This is a genomic window from Arthrobacter sp. NPDC057013, assembly GCF_042674585.1.
GTDB lineage: Bacteria > Actinomycetota > Actinomycetes > Actinomycetales > Micrococcaceae > Arthrobacter.
Genome location: NZ_JBHUSE010000014.1, coordinates 38,410 through 64,787, shown reverse-complemented (window position 1 = coordinate 64,787; position 26,378 = coordinate 38,410). Strand labels below are relative to the sequence as shown.

Genomic DNA, 26,378 nt, shown 5'->3' with positions numbered 1-26,378 from the left:
TTTGCTCCCGCCCGGGTTTGTTATGGCTCAGAGCGACCCGGTGGTGAACGTCCAGCTGGCCGACTTCAGGGGGTTGCCCGCCAGGTCGTGGACGGCGGCGGCGCCGCCGGTCACGGTAACCGTGTACACGGTCCGCGCGGCCAGAGTCGCCGACGGATTCAGGATCCACTGGTTCGTGGTGCCGTTGCGGGACACGGTGGCGGTCACCCCGGCGCCGGTGGCGGTGTTCTTCAGTGTGACAGTGCCGGTGCCCGCACCCTGGATGGCCTCGCTGAAGGTCACGGCGATATTGTTGGCGCGGCGCACCAGCGTGGCGCCTGGGCGCGGCGCCATGGCCGTGATGGCCGGGGCCGGGCCGGTGGTGAAGGTCCAGCTGGTGCTGGCCAGCGGGGTCCCTGCGCTGTCGCGGACAGCGGCCGCTCCGCCGGTCAGTGTCGCGGTGTACTTGGCGTCGTTGACGAGGTTGGCCGTGGGGTTCAGCGTGGCGGTCCGCGTGGTGGCATTGTAGGTGACGGCCGCCGGAACAACGGTGCCGCCCGGGCCGTGCAGCACGAAGCTGCTGCCGCTCAGGCTGAGAATTCCGGTGCTGAAGGTGGCCGTGACGTTGCTTCCGGCCGCTACGGCGGTGGCGTTCGCCCCGGGCGTGCGTGCTGTGACCGTGGGGGCCGCGGCGGTGGTGAAGGACCAGCTGCCCGTCCCGAAGGGGGTGCCTGCGGCGTCGCGGATGGCGGCCGATCCGCCGGTCAGCGTTGCGGTGTATTTCTGCGACGCACCGAGCAGGCCGTCGGGGTTCAGGGTTGCGGTGTGCGTGGCGGCGTCGTAGCTGACTGCAGCGGGCACTGTCGCTCCGGAGGCGTTCCGGAGGACGAAGGTGGAGGCGCTGACGCCCTGGACCGCGGAACCGAAGGCGGCGGTGACGTTGGCGTCCACGGCGGCGCCGGCGGAATTGGCGGCCGGGCTGAGTGCCGTCACTGCGGGCGCGGTGAGGACCAGGGCGGCGGCGTCGGTGTACAGCAGACGGTTGGGGGTTCCCGCGGTGGCGGCGGAGATGGCACCGGAGGTGGCTGCGGACAGCAGCCTGGCCGCTACGTCTGCGGGCTGCAGGCCCGGCGAGCGGGAGAGCAGCAAGGCTGCGGCGCCGGCCACGTGCGGGGAGGCCATCGACGTTCCGCTCATCAGGGCCGTGGCAGTGGTGGAGACAGGGGAAGCGGATTTGATGCCGACACCCGGCGCGTACAGGTCAACGCAGCTGCCGTAGTTGGAGAAGGACGCCTGCTTGTCCGCGGAGTCGTTCGCGGCGACCGTCAGCGCACCGGCAACGCGGGCCGGGGAGCTGTTGCAGGCATCGGCGGCGGAGTTCCCGGCGGCGACCACAGCGGTGACGCCGTCGTTGATGATGCCCTGCACCGCGGCGTCCACCATCGGGCTGGCGGTGCTGCCGAGGCTCAGGTTGGCCACGGCCGGGGTTCCGGCCTGGTGGTTGGACGCAACCCACTCCAGCCCGGCGATGACGTCCGAGTTGAAGCCCGATCCGCTGCAGTCCAGAACGCGGACGGGGATCACCGTGGCCGCCTTGGCCACGCCGTAGGTCTTTCCCGCGATGGTGCCGGCAACGTGCGTGCCGTGGCCGTTGCAGTCCCCGGTGCCCAGCCCGTCGGAAACGGCCGTCCAGCCCTGTGCGACGCGCCCGCCGAACTCCGCGTGCGCAGACAGCACGCCGGAGTCAATCACGTAGGCGCTTACGCCGGCGCCGGAGGACGCCGAGGTGTAGGTCCCGGACAGCGGCAGGGAGCGCTGGTCGATGCGGTCCAGTCCCCACGTTGCGGACTGCTGGGTGTTGGCGGCCGTCACCGGGGCATCCAGTTCGACGGCGGCGACGCCGGCCGAGCGCTTCAGTTCCGCGGCCTGCCCCGGCGTTGCCGTCACCACGGCCCCGCGGATGGCCTTGGCGAAGGTGCGTCCGACGCCGATGTTCCGCGAGCGCAGGTTCCGGACGGCCGAGGATACGTCGGTCCCGGCGGAATAGCGCACGATGTAGCGGGCAGGTGCGGCCGCCTGGGTTTCCGCGGCAGTGTTTGCGGCGCCGGTGGCGGCAGTGCCCGGCGAGACGCCCGCGAAGGCGGCGGCAAAGCCCGTGAGCAGCAGCGTGGCCAGGGCAGGACGGAGAACGGACGAAGCGCGAATTTTGGGTTCCTTCGAAAGCTGAGGGGCCGGCAGGAAGAGCCAGTGGAAGGCTGATTCCAGTGTATTTTCCGCGGCCCCGCCCCGGACCGCAGCTGCACGGAAGCTTGGACGAAGCTTCGGCTCCTGCGGAAAAACCGGCGTAAGGCTGTGCTTTGCCTAGATCCAGTTGTTGTGTTTGAAGGTGGCGTACAGGATCAGCCCCATCCCGATCATCAGCCCCAGCGCCATGGGATACCCGAAGATCCAGTCGAGTTCCGGCATCGTGTGGAAGTTCATGCCGTAAATCGTCCCGATGAGCGTCGGCGCGAAGAGGATGGCGGCCCACGACGAGATCCTCTTGACCTGCTCGCTCTGCGCGAAGCTGGACTCGGTGAGGCGGCGCATCTCGTCATTCTGCCGCTGAGCGACGAGGGCCGCGTTGACGGCGAGTGCGTTCTGCAGCAGCGCCCGGAAGGACGCGATCCGGTCGTTGAGCCGCAGGACGTGGTCCAGCACGTCCCGGAGGTGGTCCTGGAGCTCGGGGCCCGGGTGGTGGTCCGGTGCTCCGCTGATCATGGCCTGCAGGATTCCGGCCAGCGGCCCGGTGGCGCGCTGCACGGTGATGACCTGGCGGGAGAGTTCGTAGATGCGGCGGGACACCTCCGGGTCCGCGCCGAACAGCTCGTCCTCGATCTCGTCGATGTCGTTTTCCAGGCCGGCCGCAACCGGCTCGTACTCGTCGACCACCTGGTCCAGGATGGCGTACAGCACGGCGTCGGGACCCAGGGCGAGGAACTCCGGCTCGGATTCCATGCGGCGGCGCACCCGTGCCAGGTCCGGTGATTCCGCCCGGCGGACGGTGACCACGAAATCCGGCCCGGCAAAGACGTGGATCTCGCCAAACTCCACCTTTTCGACGTCGTCGAGGTACCGTGCCGGGCGAAGCACCAGGAAGAGCGTGTCACCGTAGTGCTCAAGCTTGGCGCGCTGGTGCCCGGTCAGCGCGTCCTCGACAGCCAGGGGGCTGAGGTCGAACTCGTCCGCCACCGAGCGCAGCTCATGGGGGTCCGGCCGGTAGAGACCGATCCAGGCCATGCCCTCGCGCTGCCGCAGCAGGAAGTAGGTCTCCTCCAGCCCCTCCGGGTCAGCTGTCCGGCGTCCGGCCACATACACGGCGTTATCGATAATGGCCATGACAGCGACTCCTCAGCTGGACCGGCATCCCATGGCAGTGACGTTAGCCCTTCCGGGACGCCGTGCCAATAAGAGGGCGCGCCAATAAGGGGCCGCGGGCCGGGCCGGTGCGCGGGCCGGTGCGCGGGCCGGTGCGCGGGCCGTTCAGATTCTGGCGTGCAGGCCGCGGCTCACCGGCCGCCCGAACGACGCCGCGCCGAGGAATTCAACAGCCACGAACGGCTCGGAACCCACCACCCACTCATCGTGCCCCGGCGGAATCGCATAGGTGTCGTTGGCACGGATGAAGGACCGGTCCCCCTCCGGCGTCTCCACCTCCATGGCACCGGAGATGCAGAACCCGAGATGGTTGTGCTGGCAGAAGGGAGTCTGTTCCGTGGGCTTGGTGCATTCGGACCAGCGCCAGCCGGGGGCAAGGATCAGCCGGGCAACGGAAAAGTCGTTGACGCTGACCAGGTCCACCTCGGCTTTGTCCGGGCACCTCTTCTTGTCCGGTTCATCGAAGGATTTGACGGCTAAGGCGGTAACGAAATTGGCGGTCATGGACGGTACCTGCAGATTTGGTTGAGACCTGAAATTTGAAAATGGCTCCGGGGAGAAGTCCCACGCTGGCGAGGTGCGGACTGCCGCCGAGGCGTGACCGTGCAACAGCCGCATATTCGTGGTGCGGCTGCCCCCTCGCCGCACACTCACGCAACAGATCAATGTTGACGTAGTTCAACCGTAGACCTCCGCAGGCCGAAGTCAATGGGGAACGTCGGCCCGCGAAAAACGGAAACGGACGACGGCGGGTGCGTCCCGCCGTCGTCCGCTTCCGTTACCGCCGGGCTTACGTGCCGTAGAGCTTGACGAAGTTCCGCAGGATCTTCATCGGTTCGGTGGCGGTGAACGTCCGGGCCGCCGCCATCAGCTCCTCAGCGGATTCGGGCGGGAAGTATCCGGCGTGGCGGTAGATGTCGATCCGGGTCACCAGGCCTTCGGCGTCGAGTTCGGGGTGGAACTGCGTGGCGTACAGGTTCTGCTTAATCCGGAACATGTGCACCGGGCAGGCCGCTGAGCTCGCCAGCAGCACCGCATGCGGCGGCAGCACGGTGCACCCTTCCTTGTGGCCCGTGAAGGCGGTGAACTGCGCGGGCAGGCCGGCGAGCAATGGGTCCGCCAGGCCCTCCGGGCTCAGGCTGATGGTCACGCCGCCCAACTGCTCGCCGTAGGTCCGGTCAATCACGGCGCCCTGGTGCAGGCCAAGGGTGCCCACGCCGTAGCAGGCGCCCAGGAACGGGAAGTCCTCCGCCACGATCCGGTCCAGCAGCCCGGACAGTTCGCGCTCCACGCGGTGCTGGGCTTCGCTCTTCTTTTCGGCGGGGTCGCTCGAGGTGAAGGGGCTGCCGCCCACGATGACGCCGGAATAGTCGTCCAAATCCAGTTCCGGCAGCGGCCCGCGCTCCATCCGGATCCGCGTCAGCTGGTCAGGCTCCAACCCGCAAAAGCGCAGGTAGGCCTCGTATTCGTCCTCCGCGGCGACGTCCTCGGCCCGTGAGGCGAGCAGCAGAAACGGCTTCACTGGCTTACTTCAGCAGGGCGACGTCGGATACGAGGGTGATGTGGTCCAGCATGGCCGCCGCGGCGGCCTCCGAATCCTGGGCCCGGATGGCGTCCGCGATCTTGCGGTGCGAAGCCAGTGACTGCTCCGGCCGGCCGGGCTGCCCCAGCGACTCGAGCCGCGTTTCGAGGATCATCTCGGCGATGAAGGTCATGAGCTGGGCCAGCACGCCGGAGTGCGCCGCGGCGGTGATGGCCTGGTGGAACAGTTCGTCGCCATGGGCCCCCTTCGCGCCCGAGGCCACCTCCTCCGCCATGACGTCGAGTGCCTTGTCTATCGCCTGCATGTCCTCGTCGGTGCGCCGCGCGGCGGCAAGCTCGGCCAGCTTTACCTCGAGCGTGCTCCGGGCCTCCACAATCTCGGGAAGCCGGCTCCGGTGCTCGCGCAGCCCTTTGAGCACCGAAGGAACGTTCGGCCGGTAGACAAGGACCGCGCCGGTGCCGTGCTGGACATCGATGACGCCGAGCACCTCCAGCGCCACCAGCGCCTGGGCAAGCGTCGCGCGCGAGACGCCCAGCCGTTCGGCCAGGTCCCGCTCTGCGGGGAGGGTGTCGCCGGGCCCGAGCTGAGCGGACTCGATGAAGTCCATCAGCTGCTCCACGAGCTGCTCGTAGAGGCGCGGGCGCGCGACGCGGGAAATCTGTTGCGTTGCTGTCTTCCTGGGCATGCACGTCCTTCCGGCGTTTCTTGGTCCAGCTTAGCGGAGGAATATTGACAAAGTCACCTAGTGTCTAGGAGGCTAGGCCAGTGAGCCCTTGTAAGCCACATCACATCAACTCTCATCCCGGAGGCACAACGATGTCCGCTCCTGTCCTTTCCATCATCATCCTGGCGGTGATGTTCCTGCTGGCCACGGTGCTGCCCCTCAACATGGGCGCCCTGGCCTTCGTGGGCGCCTTCCTGCTCGGCTCGGTGGTCCTGGGAATGTCCACCAGCGACATTCTTGCCAACTTCCCCGGCGGCCTGTTCCTGACGATCGTCGGCGTCACCTACCTCTTCGCGATCGCCCAGAACAACGGAACCATCGACCTGCTGGTCCGCGGCGCTGTCCGGCTGGTGGGCAATAAAGTCGCGCTGATCCCCTGGGTCATGTTCGCCATCACCGCGCTCATCACCGCCGTCGGCGCCCTCTCCCCCGCCGCCGTCGCGATCATCGCCCCGATCGCACTCAGCTTCGCCGCGAAGCACAAGATCAACCCCCTGATGATGGGCATGATGGTGATCCACGGGGCACAGGCCGGCGGATTCTCGCCGATCGCCGTCTACGGCGTCACGGTCAACGGCATCATCGCCAAGACGGACCTGGCAGCCAGCCCCATGGCGATCTTCCTCGCCAGCTTCATCTTCAACCTCGCCATCGCCGTAGTGCTCTTCATCGTCCTGGGCGGCAGCAAACTGCTCTCCACCAAAACCGGCAGGCTCGTGGAGCAGGCCGCCGAGTCCCGGATGGCCGTGAGCGTCGGCGCCCGCGCCGCCGGTGTCACCCTGCAGGGCTCCGGCTCCGACATTTCTTCCTCCGGCGTCACCGCCAAGGGAACCTCCGGCTCCCCATCAGCCGCTGATGCGGCCGAATCCTCCGGCGCCCGGGCCACCGTCCCGCAGCTGGTCACCATTGCCGGCCTCATCGCGCTCGCGGTCATCTCCCTCGGCTTCAAGGTGGACGTCGGGTTCGTCTCCATCACCATCGCCATGGTGCTGGCCCTCGTGTCGCCGGCTGCCCAGAAGGGCGCCATCAACAAGATCAGCTGGTCCACCGTCCTGCTGATCTGCGGCATGCTCACCTTCGTGGGCGTCCTCGAGGAAGCCGGCACCATCAAGTTCGTCTCCGACAGCGTCGCCCACCTCGGAATGCCGCTGCTGGCGGCCCTGCTGATCTGCTACATCGGCGCCGTGGTCTCGGCCTTCGCCTCCTCCACCGCCATCCTGGCCGCCCTGATCCCGCTGGCCGTCCCGTTCCTGTCCACCGGCGAGATCGGCGCCGTCGGCGTGATTGCCGCCCTGGCCGTCGCCGCCACGATCGTAGACGTCTCCCCGTTCTCCACCAACGGCGCGCTGGTCCTCGCCAACGCCCCGGAGGACGTGGACAAGGACAGGTTCTACAGGCAGATCCTCGCCTACAGCGGCATCGTCGTCGTCGCCGGCCCCGCCATCGCCTGGCTGGTCATGGTCCTCCCCGGCTGGATGTAGCCGCCCGGACCCGCACCAGCAGCCCCTCCAAGCAAGAGAAGGAACACCCAGCATGAGCCATGAATCCACGCCCCAGCCCGAAGGACCCCTCGCCGGCTACCTTGTGGTGGACCTGAGCCGGGCCTTGGCCGGACCGCACGCCGGCATGATGCTCGCGGACCTCGGCGCCCGGGTCATCAAGGTTGAAAGCCCCGGGACCGGCGACGATACGCGCGGTTGGGGGCCGCCGTTCGTCGGCCCGGAGGACGACCCACAGGCCACGTACTTCCTCTCCTGCAACCGCAACAAGGAATCCATTGCCCTGGACCTGAAGAGCGACGACGGGCGTACGGTTCTACGCGAACTGCTGGAGCGTGCCGACGTCGTGATTGAAAACTTCCGCCCCGGCGTACTGGACCGGCTCGGCTTCTCCGCCGCGGAGATGCACGCTCTGAACCCTTCGCTGGTGGTCCTGTCCATCACCGGTTTCGGCCACGACGGCCCGGAGTCGCGCCGCAGCGGCTACGACCAGATCCTGCAGGGTGAGGCCGGCCTGATGTCCCTGACCGGTTCGGGCCCCGACGACCCCCAGCGGGTGGGCGTGCCCATCGCGGATCTGCTCTCCGGCATGTACGGGGCGTTCGGCACCCTCGCGGCGCTGCTGCAGCGCGAACGGACGGGCCAGGGGCAGATCGTGCGGACCTCACTGCTTGCCGCCCTGATCGGCGTGCACGCGTTCCAGGGCACGCGCGCAACCGTTGCGGGCGAGGTGCCCAAGGCCCAGGGCAACCATCACCCGTCCATCGCGCCGTACGGCCTGTTCCACTGCCGGCAGGGCCGCGTGCAGATCAGCGTGGGCAGCGAGAAGCTGTGGCACACGTTTGCCACGGCGTTCGGCATCGACGCGGACCGGCCGGAGTTCGCATCCAACGCCGGGCGCGTCCGGAACCGGGACAAGGTCATCGAGGAGGTGGAGCGCGTGTTCGCCGACTACGAGGCGGAACCGCTGCTCGCCATGCTGAACGAGGCCGGGATCCCGGCCGGCAAGGTCCGCACCCTGGACGAGGTTTACGAATGGGAACAGGTTCATTCGCAGGGCCTGGTGATCGACGTCGACCATAAGATCCTGGGCAACGTCACCTTGCCGGGGCCGCCGCTGCGGTTCTTCAGCGCCGCGGACACCGCGGAAACCACGCTCAAGGCCCACACCGCCCCTCCGCTGCTGGACCAGGACGGCGAGCAGATTCGGCAGTGGCTCGGGCTGGTCCCGGCCGATGCCGCGGCCTCCGCCTCTGCCGGCGCCGCCGGGGAGGGCCGCTGAGCATGAGTGCAGCCCAGAAGGCCCGCCACCTGGACGCCACCGAACTCATCGCCGCCGTACTCGACCCCGGCTCCTACCGCACCTGGGACTCCCCCGTGGTGGACCCTGACCCCAGCCCGGAATACCGGGCGGAGCTGGCGGCGGCCCGGGAGAAGACCGGCGTGGATGAGTCCGTCCTAACCGGTGAAGGCCTCATCCGCGGCCGGCGGGTGGCCGTCATCGTCAGCGAGTTCCGCTTCCTGGCGGGCTCCATCGGCCTCGCCGCAGCGGAACGGATAGTGAACGCCGTCGAACGGGCCACCCGGGAGGGGCTTCCGCTCCTGGCCGGACCGGCGTCGGGCGGCACCCGCATGCAGGAGGGGACCATCGCCTTCCTTTCCATGGTGAAGATCAGCGCGGCGGTCCGGGCGCACCGGCAGGCCGGCCTGCCCTACCTCGTCTACCTAAGGCATCCCACCACCGGCGGCGTCATGGCCTCCTGGGGTTCCCTCGGGCACATCACCGTGGCCGAACCCGGCGCCCTGCTCGGATTCCTCGGGCCCCGCGTCTACGAGGCCCTGTACGGTTCCCCCTTTCCGGAGAACGTCCAGGTGGCCGAGAACCTCTTCGACAAGGGGCTCGTGGACGCGGTGGTCCCGCCGTGGCAGCTGTCCGACGTCGTGGACCGTGCCCTGAGCATTCTTGTCTCCGGCCCTCCTGCGCGGGTCCGTCCGCCGCGCACGCTGTCCGTGAAACCGTCCGACGCCGGCGCCTGGGAATCGATCGGAATCTCCCGGAACCCGCGCCGCCCGGACCTGCGGCAGCTGCTGGCCTACGGCGCCCGCGACGTGCTTCCGCTCAACGGTACCGGACAGGGCGAAAAGGACCCGGGACTCCTGCTGGCGCTGGCCCGCTTTGGCCAGAAGTCCTGCGTGGTGATCGGGCACACCCGGCCGCGGCCCTCGCAGCAGACCGCCATGGGGCCGGCGTCCCTGCGCGAGGCCCGCCGCGGCATGCGGCTGGCCGAGGAACTCGGGCTGCCCCTGGTGACGGTGATCGACACCGGCGGCGCGGCGCTGTCCAGGGAAGCTGAAGAAGGCGGGCTGGCCGGCGAAATCGCCCGGTCGCTGCACGACCTCATCGGGCTGAACTCCCGCACAGTCTCCGTGCTGATGGGGCAGGGAACCGGCGGCGGCGCCTTGGCGCTGTTCCCGGCCGACCGCACCATCGCGGCACAGCACGCCTGGCTTTCCCCGCTGCCGCCCGAAGGCGCGAGCGCCATCGTTCACCGGAGCACTGAGTTTGCCCCGGCCATGTCCGAGGCGCAGGGCGTCAACGTCGCTTCGCTCCACGCCCACGGAATGGTGGAGCACATCGTGGACGAACGCGGCGACGCGGCCCTCGAGGGCAGGGCGTTCTGCCAGCGCCTCGGCCAGGCGATCGAGTACGAACTGGCCGCGCTCTCGGCCGCCGGGGTAGCTGACCTCCTCCCGCAGCGGCTCGAAAAGTACCGCAACCTCGGCGGCCTGGTGCCCCTCCCCCTCTAGGACCTCCCATCCCACCACAACGCGTCCCTCCACTTCTAGGAGTTTTTGTCCAGATAATCGGGCTTCGGGGCCTCCGAGCGGCCATTATCTGGACAAAAACTGGGAAAGAGCGAGGGTGTTTCGGGACGAACGAGGATGAGGTTAGCGGGAGAGCTTCTGGGTGTCGGGTTCCGGGTCGCCGATGTGGCCCGGCGCGTTGGCCGCCAGGACCCGCTGGACGAAGGCGCAATACTCCTCCATGTAGTGCCGCAGGAAGGCCTCGGTGGATTCGTCCTTGACCTCGCCGTCGCTGCCGAACACGTCCGGACTGAACTTCACGTAGGCCTCGGGCGCGTTCAGCTGCGGGGCATCGAGGAAGCTCAGTACGGCGCGCATGGAGGACTGCATCACCGCCGTGCCGATGCTCCCGGGCGAGGCGCCGATGATGCCGGTGGGCTTGCGGGCGAACGAGTTGGTGCCCCAGGGGCGGGATCCCCAGTCGATGGCATTCTTCAGGGCACCGGGAATGGAACGGTTGTATTCCGGGGAGACAAAGAGGATGCCGTCGGAGCCCTCAATGGCTTCCTTGAGGGCACGGCCTTCGGGCGGGAAGTCGGCATCATAGTCGTAGCTGTACAGAGGCAGGTCCTTGATCGGGATCTCGGTGAACTCGAGGTCCCCCGGGGCGAGCTTGATGAGGGCCTTGGAGAGCGTCCGGTTGATGGAGCCGCTGGCAAGGCTCCCTACGAAGTAGCCGATCTTGTGCGTTGCCATAATGGTGTTCCTTCCCAACAGCCGGCGCGAACCGGCTGGGCCGACGGTGCAAAGGGCAGTGCTGCGGCTGTTGGCCGCAGGGCATTTCGGGGTGCAACCCCAACAGTTCAACACAGAACAAAATCCACGGCCAGAGCGCGGCGCCGGTTCTTGACAGTCTGACTGGTGCGGTAGCTAGATGAACGTAAGCGATGGCACCCAGCACACACCCGCAACAGAGGAGCGGCAGTCATGAGCGAGATCCCGGAATCGCTGCAGCGCATCCACAGCGAAGCCCCCGCCGAAGGGGACGAAACGGCAGACCCCACCGATATCCGCATGCATTCGCAGGATCCGGCGGAAGGTGCTGACGAGGTCGCCGAACCTGCGCCCAAACGTTCGGGGACATCCTGACGGAAGTCCCCGGCCGCCGTCGGGCAGTCTGCGACAGCTGAGAGAATAGCCGCATGGACGTCGCCCTGGGGTTGCTGGCGCTCGCCGCCGTGGTCTGCGCGGTCAGCGCGCTGGGCCGGAAGCTTGACGTGTCGGTTCCGCTGCTTCTGGTGCTCGCCGGGGTGGCCGGTTCCTTCCTCCCGTTCGTGCCGCGGGTGGACCTCAACCCCGAACTCGTCCTGGTGGGGCTGCTGCCGCCGCTGCTGTACGCCGCCGCCCTGCGGACCTCGCTGTTCGACTTCCGCTCCAATAAACGGGCCATCTCACTGCTCTCGGTGGGCTACGTCATCTTCGGCACCATCGCCGTTGGCCTGGTGGTCTGGTGGCTGTTCCCGGAGATACCGCTCGCCGCGGCCATCGCGCTCGGTGCCGTGGTGGCGCCGCCGGATGCGGTGGCCGCCACGGCCATTGCGCGCAAGGTGGGGATGCCACGCAGGATCGTGAGCATCCTGGAAGGCGAGTCGCTGGTCAACGACGCAACCGCCCTGGTATGCCTCCGCGCCGCCGCGGCGGCCATCGCGGGAAGTGTTTCCGTGCTCGAGATCGGCGCCGACTTCCTGCTGGCCGCGGGTGGCGGGCTGGTGGTGGGGCTCGCCGCAGCCTACGTCCTCACCCAGCTGCGCCGGCGGATCCGCAACGTTGCCATCAACACCTCGACGTCGCTGATGGCACCCTTCGTGGCCTACCTGCCGGCGGAGGCGATCCATGCGTCCGGCGTTCTGGCCGTGGTGGTCACCGGCCTGATCATGGGCACCAAGGCCCCCTCCATGCCCAACGGGGCCGCCCGGCAGAGCCAGCGGAGCAACTGGGAGACCGTGCAGTTCCTGCTGGAAAACTCGGTGTTCCTCCTCATCGGGCTGCAGGTCCGGACCATCATCGACGGCGTCCAGGATGACTCCCTGGGCGCTGCAAGGATCTGGGGCGGGTGTGCTGTGATCCTGCTGGCCGTGCTGCTGCTGCGCCCGGTCTGGGTCTTTCCGGCCACCTATCTGCCCCGGCTCATCCCGGCCGTGGCCCGGCAGGACCCTGCGCCGCCCTGGCAATACCCCGCCATCATCTCGTGGGCGGGCATGCGCGGCGTGGTCACGCTCGCGGCAGCGCTCACGCTGCCTGAGGAGCTGGAGCACCGAACCGTCCTGATTCTGGCGGCGTTCGTGGTGGTGGCCGGCACCCTGGCGCTGCAGGGGTTCACGCTGCCCGCCCTGGTGCGGCTGCTTCGCGTACAGGGCCCCGATCCGGGCGAGGACGCACTCTCCCAAGCCTCGCTGACACAGCAGGCCACGGCGGCCGGAGTGGAGCGGCTGTACGAACTCCGGACCGATGATGACCCTCCTGAGGTGGTGGCCATGCTCAAGCGGAGGACGCTGGAGCGCGGACTGGCAGCCTGGGAGCGCCTGGGCAGGCCGACGGCGGAAGCCGCCACCCCCAGCCAGCGCTATGCCCAACTGCGGCTGGCCATGCTGGAGGCGGAGCGGGCTAAGGTCCTCGAACTCAGGAGCGGCGGGAACTACGCCCACGAGGTGCTCAGCAGCGTCCTGGAGCGGCTGGACGTCGAAGAGTCCATGCTGGACGCCGTCATCGAGGAGGCCGACGTCTCCGGCTCCCGTGCCGTCGCCAGGCCGGGCGGCGACTGCGAGCACCTGGAGCGGGCACACGATCCCGAGGTTCCCGGCGATGCACGCTGTGACGCCTGCATCCGCGAGGGCACCGCCACGGTCCACCTGCGGATGTGCCTCGAGTGCGGGAACGTGGCCTGCTGTGATTCCTCGCCCGCCACCCACGCCTCCAAGCACTTCAAGGCCACCGGACACCCGGTCATGCGCAGCATCGAACCGGGTGAGGACTGGCGGTGGTGCTACGTGGACGACCTGCTCGGGTAGCAAAGGGTAGCCTCCGGGATCCGGAGACAGGATGGCCCACCGGATCTAACAGGCCCGTAACCGGCTGTTAATCCGGCGGCGGGAGACTGGAGGCATTGGATCCGCACGACTGGCCTTGCATTTTGGGGGCAGCCACTCGACGAGGAGTTTGCCAGCATGGACATTTCCGACGACAGCAGCACGCCTTTGCCCTCAACCCGGCCCGTCGGCGGCGGGGAACGGCCCGATCTCAACAGTTTCCATGTCCGCGAGGACGTGGCCCTGGCTGGGCATTGCGGCAATGTGCACCTGGCCACCGGCCGGACATGCATCCTGCCCGAACGTCACCAGGGCTCCTGCGACTTTGTGGGTCCGGAGGATGCCGGCGCGGTGGCACACTAGGCTGGGCTGGCCTACCGGGACTCGCCGTACTTCAGCCCGTGGGCAGGTGATGGTCCCCGGACGTCATCGGCACGGCCGGCACCGCTTCACCGGCAATGTCCGACGCCGGGGTAAGGACCCAGCGTTCCCCGTCCTGTTCGTAGCTGATCACCATGGACGTGGAGGCGGTGCGGGCCTCGTCGACGGCGAGCAGCAGTGCCGCCTGCATGCGGCCGGCATGCCCGAAGCGTGCGCCCGCCGTGCCCTCGAGGTCGCTGTTGTCGATCAGAATGTAGGCCTTGCCTTCGGCCACGGCCTTGATCGAATATCCGCGCTCCTCGTGGACCGATCCGCGGGAAGCGGCAATCTCCGTGACCCTCTCGGCCCGCACCAGTCCATGGTTGATCGTGCGGATCCACACGTCACCCATGCCGACTCCTTTGCTGCCGTGCGGGCTGGAAAATGCCTCTACTTGCAAACGGTAGTCCGTGACAGCCCGGTTGTAAGCCCCCCAAACGGTGCAACCGCCGTCGGACTCCACCCCGCCAGCAGGTTTTCCCCAAGCTCCGGCAGGGTTTTCCCAAAGCTCGTTAGGAAATAGTGGGCCGGACCAGGGATTATCCCTGGCCGGTCTCAGAGCATCGCCCAACGCGCAGCGTTCGGGTGATGCCCGCGACCGCCGGGTTCTTAGGGGGAGAGATGTTTCAAACCTTTTGGCGGTTCCGCGGGGCGATAGCTCCGCATGCATGGGCGCTGGCAGGCGGCGCCCTCCTGGTGGTGTTTGTCGCCGCCATGGAAGTGGCCCTGCCGTGGCCCATGAAGGTCATCGTCGACGACGTGCTGCAGCCGACAGGCAGCTCCAAGCTCCATGAGATGCCCGCCTTCCTCGGCCTGGCCGGCCTGAGCCAACTCCAGCTGCTTCTGCTCGCCGCCTCTGCGCTGCTCGTCATGACAGTGCTGAATGCGGGGGCGGACTACCTCGGCACCCGGCTGCTCAATGGCGTGGGTGAGAGGGCGATGGCCACCATCCGGGCTGAGGTCTTTACCCATCTGCAGCGGCTGTCACTGGCCTTCCACGACAAGCAGCGGCTGGGCGACCTGGTCACGCGCACCACCACGGACGTCGACTACGTGCGTGCCCTCATGGTGTCCATCCTGTCGGTGCTGCTGCCCAATATCTTCATCCTCGGGTTCGTCACCACCATCTGCGTGCTGATCGACCCGACCTTTGCACTGATCGGCCTTGCGGTGTCCCCGCTGCTGTTCATCACCGTGCTGTTCTACCGGCGCCGTATCAAGGGTGCGTCGAAGGAGGCCCGCAACAGGGACAGTGACATCGCGGCCGCGATGTCGGAGACGTTCGCCTCCGTCCGCGTGATGCAGACCTACACGAGCGAGGCGCGCCACGAAGAGGACTTCCGCAGCCGGAACGACGGACGGCGTGACGCCGGCCTGAGGGTTATCCGGCTGCAGTCCATGTTCTCGCCGCTGGTTGACATCATCGCAACACTGGGCACGGTGCTGGTCCTCTGGATTGGCGCCCAGCGGGTGCTGGACGGATCCCTGACGCTGGGCCTCCTGCTCGTTTTCCTCGCCTACCTCAAGGCCCTGTATTCCCCCATGAAGTCGCTGGCCAAGCTCACGACAGTCATCAGCCGCGGCCAGGCCAGCGCCGAGCGCATCCAGGAAATCCTGGACACCGCGCCGGCCATCTCGGACCTGCCCGGCGCACAGCCCGCTCCGCGGCTGGCCGGTGCCGTGGAGCTCCGCTCGGTCAGCTTCGGCTACCAGGGCGACCGGCACGTTCTGCACGGGATTGACCTCAAGGCCGAACCCGGCAGTGTCGTGGCGATCACCGGCCCGACGGGTGCCGGCAAGTCGTCAGTGGTCAGCCTGATTCCGCGGCTCTACGATGCCGCCGAGGGGGAAGTCCTTCTTGACGGCATCGACGTGCGGAACCTGCAGGTGGCCACCGTGCGCCGGCAGGTCTCCATGGTGCTGCAGGAATCCATCCTGTTCCGCGGCACCATTTACGACAACATCGCCTACGGCTCGGAGAACGTCACCCGGGAGCAGGTCCTGGCCGCGGCCGAGGCAGCCCACGTGGACGAGTTCGTCCGCAACCTGCCCCTGGGATACGACACCCCGGTGGCCGAGCGCGGCGTCACTCTTTCGGGCGGCCAGCGCCAGCGCATCGCCATCGCCCGCGCACTGGTCCGGGACACTCCCATCGTCATCCTCGATGAACCAACATCCGGACTGGACGCCATCTCGGAGCAATACGTCATGCGCGGCCTCGAGAGGCTCATGGCCGGGCGCACGGTGATCGTCATCGCCCACAGGCTCTCGACACTCAAGCGGGCCGACAGGATCTACGTGCTGGATAAGGGGCGGATCGTGGAAAGCGGCAGGCATGGCGAACTCGCTGCATCCGGCGGCCTCTACAGCCGGCTGGACAGCCTGCAGCATGCCAAGGACGCCCCAACCCTCACGCTGGTCCCCGCCGAGAACGTGGTCCCTGCCGAGAACCTGCTTCCTGCCGGAAACGGCAGCCTTCAGACGGAGACCAGCGCATGAGCAGGACGAAGCCCCCGACGTATGGCGCACTGCCCTGGCGGATCGGAACGAAAGGCACACCTGAAGTGCTCCTGATCCACCGGCCGGCCCACGTCGACTGGTCCATCCCCAAGGGCAAGGCCGACCCCGGTGAAACCGGCCGGGAATGCGCGGAGCGCGAGGTTCGCGAGGAAACTGGCCTGCGCTGCCGCCTGGGCGCCGAACTGCCCAGCATCCGCTACGAGGACAGCAAGGGCCGAATAAGGACCATCCGTTACTGGGCTGCCGCGGCGGGGTCAGGCCGCTTCACTCCTAATGAAGAGGTCGACGCCGTCCGGTGGCTGTCGCTGCCTGACGCCTTGCGCACGGTGACAGAACCGCGGGACAGGCCGGCCATCATCGCCCTCGGCAGCCGGCTCCAGTTGGAGCTGGGCGTCCGTCCTGCGCCGGAGCGGGAGAAAATGCTGCTGCTGGTTCGCGGGGCCGAAATGATGAAACGGGACGAGTGGGATCCGGCGGCAGGCCTCCGGCCGCTGGCTCCTGCCGGCGAGCAGGCCGCCAGGTCGCTGGCCTCGCTGGGGGCGATGTTCGAAATCGAACGCATCGCCTCGGCGCCCTCGATCCGCTGCGTCGAAACCGTCGCGGAACTGGCACGCCGGGAATCCCTCGAAGTGCAGTGCACGGAACACCTGGCCGGCGGGAACCTGGCGGCCACGCTGGACCTCGTGGCCAGGGCCCGCGGCACGGGAACGGTTCTGTGCACGCACGAGGATGTCATGGCAGACGTCCTGGCCCACCTCATCCGGCGCGACCGGACGGCCCTGGCCAAGCGCTTCCGCGTCCGCAAGGGGTCGGCCTGGGTGCTGACCGGCGACCGCACCCGCTACCGCTCCGCCTACTACCTGCCGCTGTCCCCGGCGGACCTCAGCACCGAGCTGGATCTCAGCACGGCGGTGGACCTTCGCGCCGCCGTCTAGCAGCGTGTGCCCGCGTGGCGGCGGGCGTACGCTCAGACAGTGGACATTGTGGAGTTCCTGTCCGCGCGCATTGCCGAGGACGAGGCGGTTGCGCGCAAGCTGCTCGACGACCGCACGACGTCCGAAGCCGGCAGGTGGTACGAACGCCGCCTGCTGCTGGAATGCGAAGCCAAGCGGCGCCTGATCAGCATCGTCGAGGCGGCCAGGCAGACGGCACTGGCCACGCTGGTGAGCGATCCCTTCGGGGACGAGACCGAGTGGATTCCGCAGGCGCTGGAGTGGACCAGCCTGTCCCTCAATGCGCTCGCGGTCCCCTACAGCGACCATCCGGACTTCAACCGGGACTGGCTCTGGTACCCATAGGTCCCGTCACCAGGTTCAGGTGCTGCCCAGGATGCGGCGGGCGTCGGCCTGGGCGTCCAGCTCCTGCTGTGACACCACGGATCCGCCGATGTATCCCGCCCGGGACCTCATGGCCCGCAGTTCCGCCACCGTGTAGGGGATCCGCCGCCGGTGCGCCATGGCGTGGCAGTTGGGGCACAGCGGAACGAGGTCGCCCACAGGGTCCAGCTCGTAGCCGGGTCCCAGCTGGGCTGCCGGCACCAGGTGATGGACGTGGATGAAGCCTTCGCCTTCCGGGCCGTAGGCGGCCTCGAAGGAAAACCCGCAGGCGGCACACGAGGTGCCGTGATGCGCCAGGCAGACGCGCCGGGCGTGCGGGTCGCGCTCGTACCGGCTTACGCCCACCCGGACCAAAGCGTCCTGCGGCAGGGTGCCGGGCACAGGCAGAACCGGATCCATCTCGTCGGCCGGCAGGCTCTCGGCCCAGACGTCCCGGATGGCGCGTGCCTGGTCCTCGGGAACCACCTGGGAGGCAACGCTCGCCGCGGCAGACCAGTCGGTCAGCGGCGCGCCGGCTGCCAGGATATCCACCGGGATCTGGTCTCCGAGCGGCAGGAGCACGTCAAAGTCGACGTCAACGCAGGTCCGGGGTTCGCCTTCAAGCCCCGGCCCCGCAGCAAGATACGGTGCGGAGGCGACCACGCCGTGGCCAATCAGCCCGCTGCCGGTCTTTCCATGCAGCAAGAGCCAGGCGTCCGCTCCCGGTTCCGGCTGGGCTCCGGCGCCTGTGCCCGTTCCGGTTCCGGTTCCGGGTCCAGTGGGCCACACCCGCCGGTAAACGCCGGCAGCGCCCAGCTCATCCGCCACCCGCGAATAGCCCGGCCAGGTATCGCCTACGCCCGGGTTCCAGCCCAGCAGAACAGCCACCATTCCTTTATGGTGCCACCTCGTGGGGCTTCAGGATGAGCGGTTGCGCAGGCGCCGCCACCACGGCGGTCTGGCTTCGGCAACAGGTGCCGGCACAGCCGCGGCCGCCGCCCGCCGTTCGCGCCACCGCTGCACCTCGACGTCGGCGTCACGGGTTTTCGTCACCACCGGCGGCCCGCCCTGCAGCTGGCGGCGTGCATCGATGACGCTGGCGTTGAAGTCCCCGACGATGTCGCGGACCTGCTTTTCCGTGTACTGGGCATCCAGTCTGGCGTCCAGCTCAGCATCCTCGGTGCGCAACAGGATCGCTTTTGGTCCCAGGCCGCTGAGGTGCTCGCGCTGGATGAGGCCCTTCACCCACCAGTCGGGGTCGTACCCCTCGCCGAGCCCGGGAATCGGTTTCCCGGAGTATTTCAGGTTGTCGAATTTTCCCTGCGCCATCGCGTCCCGGATCAGGTAGTCGGCGCGGGCAGCGTCGCTGACCTTGCGGCGCTTTTCCCGCAGTTCGGACTCGGCGGCTGACAGTTCCGCGTCCTCCTCCGCTGTCCCGCCGGCGGACCGGAGGGCCCGGAGCTGGGCAGCGCGCTCCACCTTCCGCCGGAAGTTACCGCCCGTTGAACCTGTCACCTTTTCACCGCCTTGCCGCCGGACATCGTCCCGATTCCAGTATTCCGGCCCGTGCCTGACAGTTCAACGGAGCCCTGTTGGGAACGAGGCAGGCCCTGGAAGAACAACGACGGCGGGACCTCCCGCCGTCGTCCGCCTGCAGCGGCGCATTTTCGTCATGTTCTGCTTACATCGGATCGGGCCAGTTGCCGATATCGGCGCGCGCCGGCACGGGGGCGGCCCCGTCGCCTTGCGGCCGCACGGCGGCAGCGTCCGGGGCGGCCGCTGCCGGCCCCGACGGTTGGTCGGGAACCGCCTTGACGGGTGCCGTGTTCACAGCCGCCGTGATGACGGGAAGTTCAGACCTCGGAATTTTCATGGGGGCCCTCGCAGGTGAGGCGGCAAATTAAGGCCGGACCGGGTACTCAACCATGACTGCCGGCCGTCAGACGAGGCTTTGGCGAGCCCTGCGTCCAACCGGTCCGGCGATCACCGACGTGCCGAATCAGCCGGGGAGGACCGGCGGGTCCGGCAACAACCGTGGCGGCCGTCCCAGCCCAGTGTCTGCCGGTGGCACCGGCACACTTTCCACCACCCAATAAACCAACCCTATGCGCCCCGGCGGCGCGGGTCATCCGTAGCAGGTACTCGAATTTGCGCGGCTTCCGCTACTTGGGCACGCGCGGGCCGCCGGCGGCCCCGCCGCCTGAGGGAAACCGTCCGGCGCAAGTCGTCTGGCGTAATGTGCGAAATACCTGCCGGCCGGCGGCTGTTGCGCCGGACATGACAACAATCGGAATCATCGGTGCAGGACACATTGGAAGCCAGGTTGCGCGCAAGGCTGTAGAGCTCGGCTATGACGTGGTGATCAGCAATTCGCGGGGGCCGGAAACCCTGGCAGCGCTCGTTGCGGAGCTGGGACCGCGGGCGAAGGCAGCCACCGCTGCAGAGGCCGCAGCAGCGGGCGACTTCGCGGTGGTCACCGTTCCGCTCAGGAGCTACCGGGACATCCCCGTGGAACCGCTGGCCGGAAAGATCGTGATCGATACGAACAATTACTACTGGGAACGCGACGGCCGCTTCCCGGAACTGGACAACGGGGAAGCCACCACGTCCGGGCTGCTGCAGGAGCACCTTCCCGAGTCCAAGGTGGCCAAGGGCTTCAACCACATCATGGCCAAAGAGATCACCTCGGACGGTACCCCGCCCGGCACGCAGAACCGCCGCGCGCTGGCCACGGCCAGTGACTACCCCGAGGCGAGTGAGCTGGTGGCGAAGCTCTACGACGAGTTCGGCTTCGACACCGTGGACATCGGCCCCCTCTCCGACAGCTGGCGCGTGGAGCGGGACCGGCCGGCGTACGTCGTCCGGCAGAACGCGGCCGAGCTGGCCGCGAACCTGGCGAAGGCTACGCGGACCATCTGAATCCGTGTCAAAGGAAAGCGGACGACGGCGGGTGAGGCCCGCCGTCGTCCTCCCGCCCCGGCAGGTCAAGCCATACCCGGCTCCCGGCAGCCCGGCGGCCGGAGGTCGATGATGGGCAGGTGACCGTCCGTCCGGATGCTGTCCCCGCCGCCGTTGCGGTGGTGGTAGCCAGAGGAGAAGTGCCGGATGACGTGCACTGATTCCACTGCGTTGGCAGTTTTCAGCGTTCCGATGATGAAGTCGCGCTCTTCGTCAGTGCCGTCGGCGATCTTGTGCGTGATCTGGAACGTGAACAGCGAGAGTCCCACGCTTTTGTCGTATGTTCCGGCTCCCACCCAGTCGACGGCGAACCCGCCGGGAAGCATCCAGCCGTCCGGGCATTTCCAGAACCGCACGTGGTGCCGCTTGCGGGGGTTGCCGTCGATTTCCCGCTGGAACGCCATGTCCTGCCTGTTGCCGAAGACGTACAGGGCACTGACCGGCGACTGCGGATAACTCCGGCCCAGCAGCGTCGCGGTGAGGGTGCGCCAGGCGGTGGCCGGGGTGACGGGGTCGGCCTCGATCCAGCCTGCGGTGAGCATTGCGGTGCGCAGCTCGTCCGCCGGGCCGATCACGGCGAGATTGATCGGATCGCCCAGCACACCATCTCCGGTGCGGGCACGTCCGATGAAGTAGTTCGGCAGGTACAGGCTGCTCAGGATCTTGTGGACGCGGGGCAGGAAGGCGTAGGCGGCAATCAGCCAGACGGGGAGGAACACCCACACCTGCTCCGGTCCCCTGGCCAGCCGGGCGAGCAGGAAGAAGAAGACGGCCCAGCCCACGGCGGCGGTGACGGCCACGTAGAGCAGGCGCTGGAGGACTGCGACGACGGTGGCCCAGCGGGTGCCCCAGCGCGCCTTCCGGCTGTCCGGCCGGGAGTGCTCGGGCTCCTGGGTCGCTTCGGTTTCCTTGGGAACAGCCACTTACTTGGGCAGGTGCTCCAGCAGGTGCCCCGTGACCGCGCCGTACGCTACGTGAGGCACGATGTCGCTGGCCCAGTCCGCACCACTCCAGGTCCGCGGATCAGTCACGCCCAGGGCGGTCATGGGAACGTTCGAGACCAGCAGGGCGGCCACGGAGGCCACCGCCACCGACCCGACCGGGCCCGTGCGCACCCCCAAGGATCCGGCCGCCCCCAGCACAGCGCCGAGGCCCATGCCGGTGGCGATCCCGAGCAGCGGGCCAAGCGCCTCCACACGGTTCCCGCGCTGGTCCTCGGTCCCCGGGATGGTCACGCCTGCCCGTTCCGCCAGCCGCTCCACCGAGTCGCTGGGGGTGGTGCTCGCCGCCCGGCCCCGCCACACCATGTCCAGGTAGCTGACGGCGTTCAGCGCCGTGGTTCCCGCGGCGCCGGCGAGCGCTCCGTTCACAAGTCCTTTGAACAGGGACATCCTCAACACTCCTTCTGGCCAACTCCCAAGCATGTTCTACCCCGAAGCTACGTCAGGTCCGCCGACCGCGGCAACGGCGTTGAAGATTGATGGCAGCTATTGTCGCCCTGCGCGCTTATGCTTTGGGTGAGCCATTTCTCGTGATGGCCACATGCAACAACCAGGGGGACACTGTTGCGTCCGGATTCCAACTGGCGGGAGAGCCCGCCCGCATCAGATTTTGGCGCGCCCGGCGGCTCTCCTTTTCCCGGCGGTTCCTCCGTGCCTACCGGTTCCTCCGTGCCTACCGAGGGACTGCCGCCCGGCGTCCGACGGTCCGCGAGCGGGCGCATTCCGCAGTGGGCCATCGACGAGGCTTTCGGGGCGTTGCAGGACCCGGCCCCGTGGCGTACGGAGCCGTCGGCCCACATGCCGGTTCGCGGCCCCGCCTACGGACGGCGCAGAGGGCGCCTCGGCAGGAAGTGGGCCATCTATGCGGGCATCGCGTTGCTCGCGGGCCTCTCCGCGGTGCCGATGGCATTCGAACGCTTTGTGCTGCCTGCAGTTCTGCCGTACCTCCCCGGCGCTCCGGTGCCGCCGCCCGGATTCGAGGCCGCAGGTGCGCCGCTCGGGCAGCCGCCCGCCAGCACAGGCTCAAAGGCGTACGCCCTGCAGGAATCCCCCGACCCTGGCCAGCCATTCGCCGCCTACGATCCCTGCCGGCCCGTGCACTACGTGGTCCGTCCCGACAACGCCCCGCCCGGTGCCGACCAGATGATCCAGGAAGCGGTCGCCAGGGTTTCTGCCGCCACCGGGCTGCGCTTCGTTTATGACGGACCAACGTCGGAGGCCCCCCGCGACGAGCGCGAAACGTACCAGCCGGACCTGTACGGCAAGCGGTGGGCGCCCGTGCTCATTGCCTGGTCCAATCCTTCGGAGAGTCCCGACCTGGCGGGGGACGTCGACGGCCTGGGCGGCAGCGGGTACGCGTATGTGGAGGGTCAGCCCTATGTCCTGGTGGCGGGCCAGGTTGCACTCGACGCCCCCGATTTCGCGGACATCCTGCGGTGGCCTGACGGATCGAAGTACGGCCGGGCCGTCATCATGCACGAACTCGCCCACGTCGTGGGGCTGGACCACGTGAACGACCCCACCCAGCTAATGAACCCGGAAGGTACCGGAGTCACCGACTTCGCGGCCGGCGACCTCGCCGGCCTGGCCGTTCTGGGTGGCGGGGAATGCGTCCCGGAACTCTGAGCCGTCGCTAGTCCTTGCCGTTCTGTTCGAAGTCCTTCCCGATTTTTTCCGCGGAGGTCTTTTCGGCGGAGGTCTTTTCGGCGGAGGCGATGGCCCAGGCCGCGTTGACGAGCCCGATGTGGCTGAACGCCTGCGGGAAATTCCCCAGCAGTTCGCTGCCGTCAGCCGACACTTCCTCTGCCAGCAGCCCCAGATCGGTGGCGAAGCCGGCAGCACGGTCAAAAATAGTGCGGGCTCTTTCCGTCTGTCCGGCGAGCGCCAGGGCCTGGGCCAGCCAGAACGTGCACAGCAGGAACGTCCCTTCCTCGCCCGGAAGCCCGTCGGCAGCACGGTACCGGTACACCAGGCCCCGGTCATCTGTCAGGTGCCGGTCCACGGCGTCGATGGTGGCCAGCATGCGCGGGTCGTCGGCGGGCAGGAAGCCCACAATGCACAGCAGAAGGCTGGACGCGTCGAGCTCGGTCGAGCCGAACGCCTGGGTGTAGGCGTTCGCCGCATCACTCCAGCCCTGGCCGCGGATCGTGGCTGCGATCTCCTCCCGTGCCTGCTCCCAGTCCCGGACCCGGTCCCGGGCGTCCAGAGTATCGGCCAGCCGGATGGCGCGGTCGACGGCCACCCAGCACATGAGCTTAGAGTGCAGGAAATGGCGGGGCTCGCCGCGGACCTCCCAGATGCCCTGGTCCCGTGCGTGCCAGCGGGCAGCAGCGAGGTCCGCCGCGCCAGCCAGGAACCGTTTCGTCTCCGGTTCCAGGCCGGCGAGGAGCTCCGGCAGCCGGGCCGCGGCGTCCAGCAGCTCCCCGTAGATGTCAAGCTGGCGCTGCTGCCATGCGCCGTTGCCCACCCTCACGGGCGCGCTGGAACGCCAGCCCGGAAGGTGCGCCAACTCGCGCTCGGACAGGTCCCGTTCGCCGCCGATGCCGTACATGATCTGCAGGTCCTCGCCGTCGTGCTGCGCCGCCACCGCTGCGGCCAGGAATTGGAAGAACTTTCCGGCCTCGTCCGGGCACGCCGCCACCCACAACGCCTGCAGCGTCATGCTCGCGTCCCGGATCCAGGTGTACCGGTAATCCCAGTTGCGGTTGCCGCCGGCCACCTCGGGCAGCGATGTGGTGGCGGCGGCGATCATGGCCCCGGTGGGATAGTACGTCAGTGCCTGCAGGAACCGTCCGCTGGCGTTGACCAGGTCCTGCCAGGGCCCGTGGTAGCCCTGGTGGAGGTCCGACCAGCTGGTCCAGCCCTCCAGCGTGTCCTCAAGCCGGCGCGCTGCTTCCGACTGGTCCCACAGGGGCGGCCGGTCCTGCCAGCTGTGCCGGTGGTGAAGGACGAAGTGCACCACATCGCCGGTCCGCAGGGACAGCCGGGTCCGGGCAGGTCCGCCGTCGAGCTCGAACGGGACCGGGCTGGACAGGGCCAGCACGTCGGCTCCGCCCCGGGCGAGCAGGCCGCCGGCGGTCTGCAGCAGCAGCGGCCGGACCAAGCCGTATTCGGGCCGGGGGTCGAAGATCACGTCCACCCCGGCTTCGCCGCCTGTGCACCTGACACTCCGCAGCAGGGCCCCGGGCGAGCCGGCACCCAGTTCGTGGCCGCGGTTCCCGTCGCCGAGCAGCAGGGCATCGGTCACCGTCACCGTCCCGGACCCTGTGGCGTACGCCGTTTCAAGGACCATGCTCGGCCCCACGTAGCGCCGCGACGCACCGGTCACGCCGGCCGGCCGGATCGCCCAGAAGCCGGCCTCCTCGCCGAGGATCCGGCCAAACACCGAGGGGCTGTCAAAGCGAGGAAAACACAGCCAGTCCACCGATCCCCCGGCCCCCACCAGCGCGGCGGATCGGCAGTCGGAGAGCAGGGCATAATCAGCAATCGGGTCACTGGCCATGCCCGCACCATAACCGATTCGGCAAGCCTCTGCGAGGGCACGGACGCTGCCCGCCGTAGAGGCCCCGGCAGGGCGGCACGGTTCACATTGTCCGGAGCGGCGCAGCTGTGAAAACATGCCTCATGCGCGCCATGCAGAATTCCAGCCGATTGCAAGATGTCCGGTACGACCTCAGGGGTCCGGTGCAGCATGCGGCGAAGAAGATGGAGTCCGAAGGCCACAGCATCCTGCGCATGAACCTCGGGGACCCGGCGCCGTTCGGCCTGCATGCGCCGGAGTCCATTGTGGTGGACATGATCCACCACCTGCGCGAGGCGCAGGGCTACAGCGATTCGAAGGGCATCTTCTCCGCCCGGACCGCCATCTCGCAGTACTACCAGACCAAGGGCCTGATGGACATCGGCGTCGAGGACATCTTCATCGGCAATGGGGTCAGTGAACTCATTTCCATGACGCTGCAGGCCTTCCTGGAGGACGGCGACGAGGTACTCATCCCGTCCCCGGACTATCCCCTGTGGACTGCCGCCACCGTGCTCTGCGGCGGGAGCGCGGTGCACTACGTGTGCGATGAAGAGAACAACTGGTGGCCGGACATGGCCGACGTCGAGGCGAAAATCACCGACCGCACGCGGGCCATCGTGCTCATCAACCCCAACAACCCGACCGGCGCCGTTTATCCCCGGCAGATCCTCGAAGGGTTCGCCGATCTGGCCCGCCGCCATGACCTGGTGCTGTTCTCCGACGAGATCTACGAGAAGATCACGTTCGACGACAACGTCCACATCCACACCGCCTCCGTGGCCCGGGACATCCCGGTGCTCACGTTCTCCGGCCTGTCCAAGGCCTACCGGATGCCCGGCTACCGGGCCGGCTGGGTGGCTGTCTGCGGACCCCGCTGGGCCACCGCCGCGTACCGGGAGTCCCTCGAACTGCTGGCCTCGCTCCGGCTCTGCCCCAACGTTCCCGCGCAGCATGCGATCCAGACGTCGCTGGGCGGCTACCAGAGCATCACGGACCTGATCAGGCCCGGCGGCCGGCTGCGGGAACAGCGCGACCTCGCCTGCCGGCTCCTCAACGAGATTCCCGGCGTGAGCTGCGTGCCCGCGGCCGGCGCGATGTACCTGTTCCCGAAGCTGGACCCGGAGATGTACCCCTTCGTGGACGACGAACAGTTCGTTCTTGACCTGCTGCAGGACCAGAAAATCCTGGTCTCGCACGGGACGGCGTTCCACTGGCACGCCACGGACCATTTCCGGTTCGTCATCCTGCCCGCCGTGGACGACATCCGCGAGGCCGTGCGCCGCATCGCCACCTTCCTGTCCTCGTACCGGGCCAAGGCCGGCCGCGCCCGCGCCATGTCCGGCAACGCCCACCACGCTCCGGACGAGCTGAGCGCCTGAGTTAGTGAAGCGGGGGGCGGGGGGGGGGGGCCCCCGCGGCCCCGTTTCGTTTTAGGGGGGGGGGGGGGGAGAAAAAACCCGTAATGTTGGTTTCTAATTCCGTGGCTCCGGGGGGCCCGCCCCCCCCCCCGGGGGACCGAGGGGGGGGGGCCTCACGGCGGCCCCCGGCCGGGTGAGGGGACCGCCCGGGGGGGGGGGGGCGCCGCCA

Annotated in this window: 25 protein-coding genes; 12 read left to right on the top strand and 13 right to left on the bottom strand. The window is 68.3% G+C overall.

What is annotated here, in order from left to right; all coding sequences use genetic code 11:
- Positions 1 to 27: 27 nt before the first annotated feature.
- The 5 genes from ACFTSA_RS16900 to ACFTSA_RS16880 all read right to left on the bottom strand — a co-directional run bounded on the left by ACFTSA_RS16900 (position 28) and on the right by ACFTSA_RS16880 (position 5,624).
- On the bottom strand, positions 28 to 2,031 hold the full coding sequence (locus ACFTSA_RS16900; protein ID WP_377952737.1) for an Ig-like domain-containing protein: 2,004 nt from the start codon (positions 2,029 to 2,031) through the stop codon (positions 28 to 30).
- Between the two features lie 309 nt (positions 2,032 to 2,340).
- Positions 2,341 to 3,357 (bottom strand): magnesium and cobalt transport protein CorA, encoded by a 1,017-nt coding sequence (locus tag ACFTSA_RS16895; RefSeq protein ID WP_377952736.1) that lies wholly within the window; start codon positions 3,355 to 3,357, stop codon positions 2,341 to 2,343.
- Between the two features lie 144 nt (positions 3,358 to 3,501).
- Positions 3,502 to 3,900, bottom strand: coding sequence for a cupin domain-containing protein (locus ACFTSA_RS16890; protein ID WP_377952735.1), 399 nt, complete (start codon positions 3,898 to 3,900; stop codon positions 3,502 to 3,504).
- A 286-nt stretch (positions 3,901 to 4,186) separates the two neighbouring features.
- Positions 4,187 to 4,918 (bottom strand): glutamine amidotransferase, encoded by a 732-nt coding sequence (locus tag ACFTSA_RS16885; RefSeq protein ID WP_377952734.1) that lies wholly within the window; start codon positions 4,916 to 4,918, stop codon positions 4,187 to 4,189.
- Between the two features lie 4 nt (positions 4,919 to 4,922).
- Positions 4,923 to 5,624: a FadR/GntR family transcriptional regulator gene (locus ACFTSA_RS16880; RefSeq protein ID WP_377952733.1), complete on the bottom strand. Its 702-nt coding sequence runs from the start codon at positions 5,622 to 5,624 to the stop codon at positions 4,923 to 4,925.
- Positions 5,625 to 5,755: 131 nt separating this feature from the next.
- On the opposite strand from ACFTSA_RS16880, the gene ACFTSA_RS16875 reads away from it, so the two are divergent.
- Genes ACFTSA_RS16875 through ACFTSA_RS16865 form a run of 3 tightly spaced genes read left to right on the top strand, consistent with a single transcriptional unit; the run spans position 5,756 to position 9,970 of the window.
- Positions 5,756 to 7,144, top strand: coding sequence for an SLC13 family permease (locus ACFTSA_RS16875; protein ID WP_377952732.1), 1,389 nt, complete (start codon positions 5,756 to 5,758; stop codon positions 7,142 to 7,144).
- A 52-nt stretch (positions 7,145 to 7,196) separates the two neighbouring features.
- The gene (locus ACFTSA_RS16870) at positions 7,197 to 8,444 is read left to right on the top strand and encodes a CaiB/BaiF CoA transferase family protein (protein WP_377952730.1); all 1,248 of its coding nucleotides are present in this window, start codon (positions 7,197 to 7,199) and stop codon (positions 8,442 to 8,444) included.
- Positions 8,445 to 8,446: 2 nt separating this feature from the next.
- Complete coding sequence (locus ACFTSA_RS16865) at positions 8,447 to 9,970, top strand: carboxyl transferase domain-containing protein (protein WP_377952728.1); 1,524 nt, start codon at positions 8,447 to 8,449, stop codon at positions 9,968 to 9,970.
- 141 nt (positions 9,971 to 10,111) lie between these two features.
- Here the strand turns inward: ACFTSA_RS16865 and ACFTSA_RS16860 are convergent, their stop codons facing one another.
- Complete coding sequence (locus ACFTSA_RS16860) at positions 10,112 to 10,723, bottom strand: NADPH-dependent FMN reductase (protein WP_377952726.1); 612 nt, start codon at positions 10,721 to 10,723, stop codon at positions 10,112 to 10,114.
- Between the two features lie 231 nt (positions 10,724 to 10,954).
- On the opposite strand from ACFTSA_RS16860, the gene ACFTSA_RS16855 reads away from it, so the two are divergent.
- The 3 genes from ACFTSA_RS16855 to ACFTSA_RS16845 all read left to right on the top strand — a co-directional run bounded on the left by ACFTSA_RS16855 (position 10,955) and on the right by ACFTSA_RS16845 (position 13,416).
- Entirely contained in the window at positions 10,955 to 11,116 is a 162-nt protein-coding gene (locus ACFTSA_RS16855; RefSeq protein ID WP_377952724.1) for a hypothetical protein, read from the top strand.
- Positions 11,117 to 11,169: 53 nt separating this feature from the next.
- Positions 11,170 to 13,035: a Na+/H+ antiporter gene (locus ACFTSA_RS16850; RefSeq protein ID WP_377952722.1), complete on the top strand. Its 1,866-nt coding sequence runs from the start codon at positions 11,170 to 11,172 to the stop codon at positions 13,033 to 13,035.
- Between the two features lie 156 nt (positions 13,036 to 13,191).
- Entirely contained in the window at positions 13,192 to 13,416 is a 225-nt protein-coding gene (locus tag ACFTSA_RS16845) for a hypothetical protein (RefSeq protein WP_377952721.1), read from the top strand.
- A gap of 31 nt (positions 13,417 to 13,447) precedes the next feature.
- Here the strand turns inward: ACFTSA_RS16845 and ACFTSA_RS16840 are convergent, their stop codons facing one another.
- Positions 13,448 to 13,825 (bottom strand): hypothetical protein, encoded by a 378-nt coding sequence (locus ACFTSA_RS16840; protein ID WP_377952720.1) that lies wholly within the window; start codon positions 13,823 to 13,825, stop codon positions 13,448 to 13,450.
- A 269-nt stretch (positions 13,826 to 14,094) separates the two neighbouring features.
- On the opposite strand from ACFTSA_RS16840, the gene ACFTSA_RS16835 reads away from it, so the two are divergent.
- Genes ACFTSA_RS16835 through ACFTSA_RS16825 form a run of 3 tightly spaced genes read left to right on the top strand, consistent with a single transcriptional unit; the run spans position 14,095 to position 17,291 of the window.
- Positions 14,095 to 15,972: an ABC transporter ATP-binding protein gene (locus tag ACFTSA_RS16835; protein ID WP_377952719.1), complete on the top strand. Its 1,878-nt coding sequence runs from the start codon at positions 14,095 to 14,097 to the stop codon at positions 15,970 to 15,972.
- A complete protein-coding gene (locus ACFTSA_RS16830) occupies positions 15,969 to 16,928 on the top strand; it encodes an NUDIX domain-containing protein (protein WP_377952718.1) in 960 nt (319 codons plus the stop codon). Before ACFTSA_RS16835 ends, ACFTSA_RS16830 begins: the two co-directional genes overlap by 4 nt.
- A gap of 39 nt (positions 16,929 to 16,967) precedes the next feature.
- Entirely contained in the window at positions 16,968 to 17,291 is a 324-nt protein-coding gene (locus tag ACFTSA_RS16825; RefSeq protein ID WP_377952717.1) for a DUF6221 family protein, read from the top strand.
- Positions 17,292 to 17,306: 15 nt separating this feature from the next.
- On the opposite strand, the gene ACFTSA_RS16820 is transcribed toward ACFTSA_RS16825, so the two are convergent.
- The 3 genes from ACFTSA_RS16820 to ACFTSA_RS16810 all read right to left on the bottom strand — a co-directional run bounded on the left by ACFTSA_RS16820 (position 17,307) and on the right by ACFTSA_RS16810 (position 19,182).
- A complete protein-coding gene (locus tag ACFTSA_RS16820; RefSeq protein ID WP_377952716.1) occupies positions 17,307 to 18,200 on the bottom strand; it encodes an HNH endonuclease in 894 nt (297 codons plus the stop codon).
- A 27-nt stretch (positions 18,201 to 18,227) separates the two neighbouring features.
- Positions 18,228 to 18,824 carry a DUF1992 domain-containing protein gene (locus ACFTSA_RS16815; RefSeq protein WP_377952715.1) on the bottom strand — a complete coding sequence of 199 codons (597 nt, stop codon included), beginning with the start codon at positions 18,822 to 18,824 and terminating at the stop codon, positions 18,228 to 18,230.
- 166 nt (positions 18,825 to 18,990) lie between these two features.
- Positions 18,991 to 19,182, bottom strand: a complete 192-nt coding sequence (locus ACFTSA_RS16810) for a hypothetical protein (RefSeq protein WP_377952714.1) — start codon at positions 19,180 to 19,182, stop codon at positions 18,991 to 18,993.
- 404 nt (positions 19,183 to 19,586) lie between these two features.
- On the opposite strand from ACFTSA_RS16810, the gene ACFTSA_RS16805 reads away from it, so the two are divergent.
- Positions 19,587 to 20,228 (top strand): NADPH-dependent F420 reductase, encoded by a 642-nt coding sequence (locus tag ACFTSA_RS16805; protein WP_377952713.1) that lies wholly within the window; start codon positions 19,587 to 19,589, stop codon positions 20,226 to 20,228.
- A gap of 65 nt (positions 20,229 to 20,293) precedes the next feature.
- Here ACFTSA_RS16805 and ACFTSA_RS16800 read toward each other — a convergent pair whose 3' ends face one another.
- Together ACFTSA_RS16800 and ACFTSA_RS16795 are read right to left on the bottom strand one after the other, a co-directional pair.
- A complete protein-coding gene (locus ACFTSA_RS16800) occupies positions 20,294 to 21,190 on the bottom strand; it encodes an LssY C-terminal domain-containing protein (protein ID WP_377952712.1) in 897 nt (298 codons plus the stop codon).
- A complete protein-coding gene (locus ACFTSA_RS16795; RefSeq protein ID WP_377952711.1) occupies positions 21,191 to 21,658 on the bottom strand; it encodes a hypothetical protein in 468 nt (155 codons plus the stop codon).
- A 279-nt stretch (positions 21,659 to 21,937) separates the two neighbouring features.
- On the opposite strand from ACFTSA_RS16795, the gene ACFTSA_RS16790 reads away from it, so the two are divergent.
- Positions 21,938 to 22,894, top strand: a complete 957-nt coding sequence (locus tag ACFTSA_RS16790; RefSeq protein ID WP_377952710.1) for a peptidase — start codon at positions 21,938 to 21,940, stop codon at positions 22,892 to 22,894.
- Positions 22,895 to 22,901: 7 nt separating this feature from the next.
- Here ACFTSA_RS16790 and ACFTSA_RS16785 read toward each other — a convergent pair whose 3' ends face one another.
- Complete coding sequence (locus ACFTSA_RS16785) at positions 22,902 to 24,770, bottom strand: glycoside hydrolase family 15 protein (protein WP_377952709.1); 1,869 nt, start codon at positions 24,768 to 24,770, stop codon at positions 22,902 to 22,904.
- A 122-nt stretch (positions 24,771 to 24,892) separates the two neighbouring features.
- Between ACFTSA_RS16785 and ACFTSA_RS16780 the strand changes: the two genes are divergently transcribed.
- The gene (locus ACFTSA_RS16780; RefSeq protein WP_377952708.1) at positions 24,893 to 26,170 is read left to right on the top strand and encodes a pyridoxal phosphate-dependent aminotransferase; all 1,278 of its coding nucleotides are present in this window, start codon (positions 24,893 to 24,895) and stop codon (positions 26,168 to 26,170) included.
- Positions 26,171 to 26,378 lie beyond the last annotated feature (208 nt).

What these genes read in the sequence shown, in the direction of transcription:
- ACFTSA_RS16855 (WP_377952724.1), top strand. Translation starts at nt 10,955, where the DNA reads ATGAGCGAGATCCCGGAATCGCTGCAGCGCATCCACAGCGAAGCCCCC.
- ACFTSA_RS16795 (WP_377952711.1), bottom strand. Translation starts at nt 21,658, where the DNA reads ATGTCCCTGTTCAAAGGACTTGTGAACGGAGCGCTCGCCGGCGCCGCG.
- ACFTSA_RS16780 (WP_377952708.1), top strand. Translation starts at nt 24,893, where the DNA reads ATGCGCGCCATGCAGAATTCCAGCCGATTGCAAGATGTCCGGTACGAC.
- ACFTSA_RS16845 (WP_377952721.1), top strand. Translation starts at nt 13,192, where the DNA reads ATGGACATTTCCGACGACAGCAGCACGCCTTTGCCCTCAACCCGGCCC.
- ACFTSA_RS16875 (WP_377952732.1), top strand. Translation starts at nt 5,756, where the DNA reads ATGTCCGCTCCTGTCCTTTCCATCATCATCCTGGCGGTGATGTTCCTG.
- ACFTSA_RS16870 (WP_377952730.1), top strand. Translation starts at nt 7,197, where the DNA reads ATGAGCCATGAATCCACGCCCCAGCCCGAAGGACCCCTCGCCGGCTAC.
- ACFTSA_RS16860 (WP_377952726.1), bottom strand. Translation starts at nt 10,723, where the DNA reads ATGGCAACGCACAAGATCGGCTACTTCGTAGGGAGCCTTGCCAGCGGC.
- ACFTSA_RS16840 (WP_377952720.1), bottom strand. Translation starts at nt 13,825, where the DNA reads ATGGGTGACGTGTGGATCCGCACGATCAACCATGGACTGGTGCGGGCC.
- ACFTSA_RS16890 (WP_377952735.1), bottom strand. Translation starts at nt 3,900, where the DNA reads ATGACCGCCAATTTCGTTACCGCCTTAGCCGTCAAATCCTTCGATGAA.
- ACFTSA_RS16895 (WP_377952736.1), bottom strand. Translation starts at nt 3,357, where the DNA reads ATGGCCATTATCGATAACGCCGTGTATGTGGCCGGACGCCGGACAGCT.
- ACFTSA_RS16830 (WP_377952718.1), top strand. Translation starts at nt 15,969, where the DNA reads ATGAGCAGGACGAAGCCCCCGACGTATGGCGCACTGCCCTGGCGGATC.
- ACFTSA_RS16805 (WP_377952713.1), top strand. Translation starts at nt 19,587, where the DNA reads ATGACAACAATCGGAATCATCGGTGCAGGACACATTGGAAGCCAGGTT.
- ACFTSA_RS16820 (WP_377952716.1), bottom strand. Translation starts at nt 18,200, where the DNA reads ATGGTGGCTGTTCTGCTGGGCTGGAACCCGGGCGTAGGCGATACCTGG.
- ACFTSA_RS16850 (WP_377952722.1), top strand. Translation starts at nt 11,170, where the DNA reads ATGGACGTCGCCCTGGGGTTGCTGGCGCTCGCCGCCGTGGTCTGCGCG.
- ACFTSA_RS16785 (WP_377952709.1), bottom strand. Translation starts at nt 24,770, where the DNA reads ATGGCCAGTGACCCGATTGCTGATTATGCCCTGCTCTCCGACTGCCGA.
- ACFTSA_RS16880 (WP_377952733.1), bottom strand. Translation starts at nt 5,624, where the DNA reads ATGCCCAGGAAGACAGCAACGCAACAGATTTCCCGCGTCGCGCGCCCG.
- ACFTSA_RS16835 (WP_377952719.1), top strand. Translation starts at nt 14,095, where the DNA reads ATGTTTCAAACCTTTTGGCGGTTCCGCGGGGCGATAGCTCCGCATGCA.
- ACFTSA_RS16810 (WP_377952714.1), bottom strand. Translation starts at nt 19,182, where the DNA reads ATGAAAATTCCGAGGTCTGAACTTCCCGTCATCACGGCGGCTGTGAAC.
- ACFTSA_RS16865 (WP_377952728.1), top strand. Translation starts at nt 8,447, where the DNA reads ATGAGTGCAGCCCAGAAGGCCCGCCACCTGGACGCCACCGAACTCATC.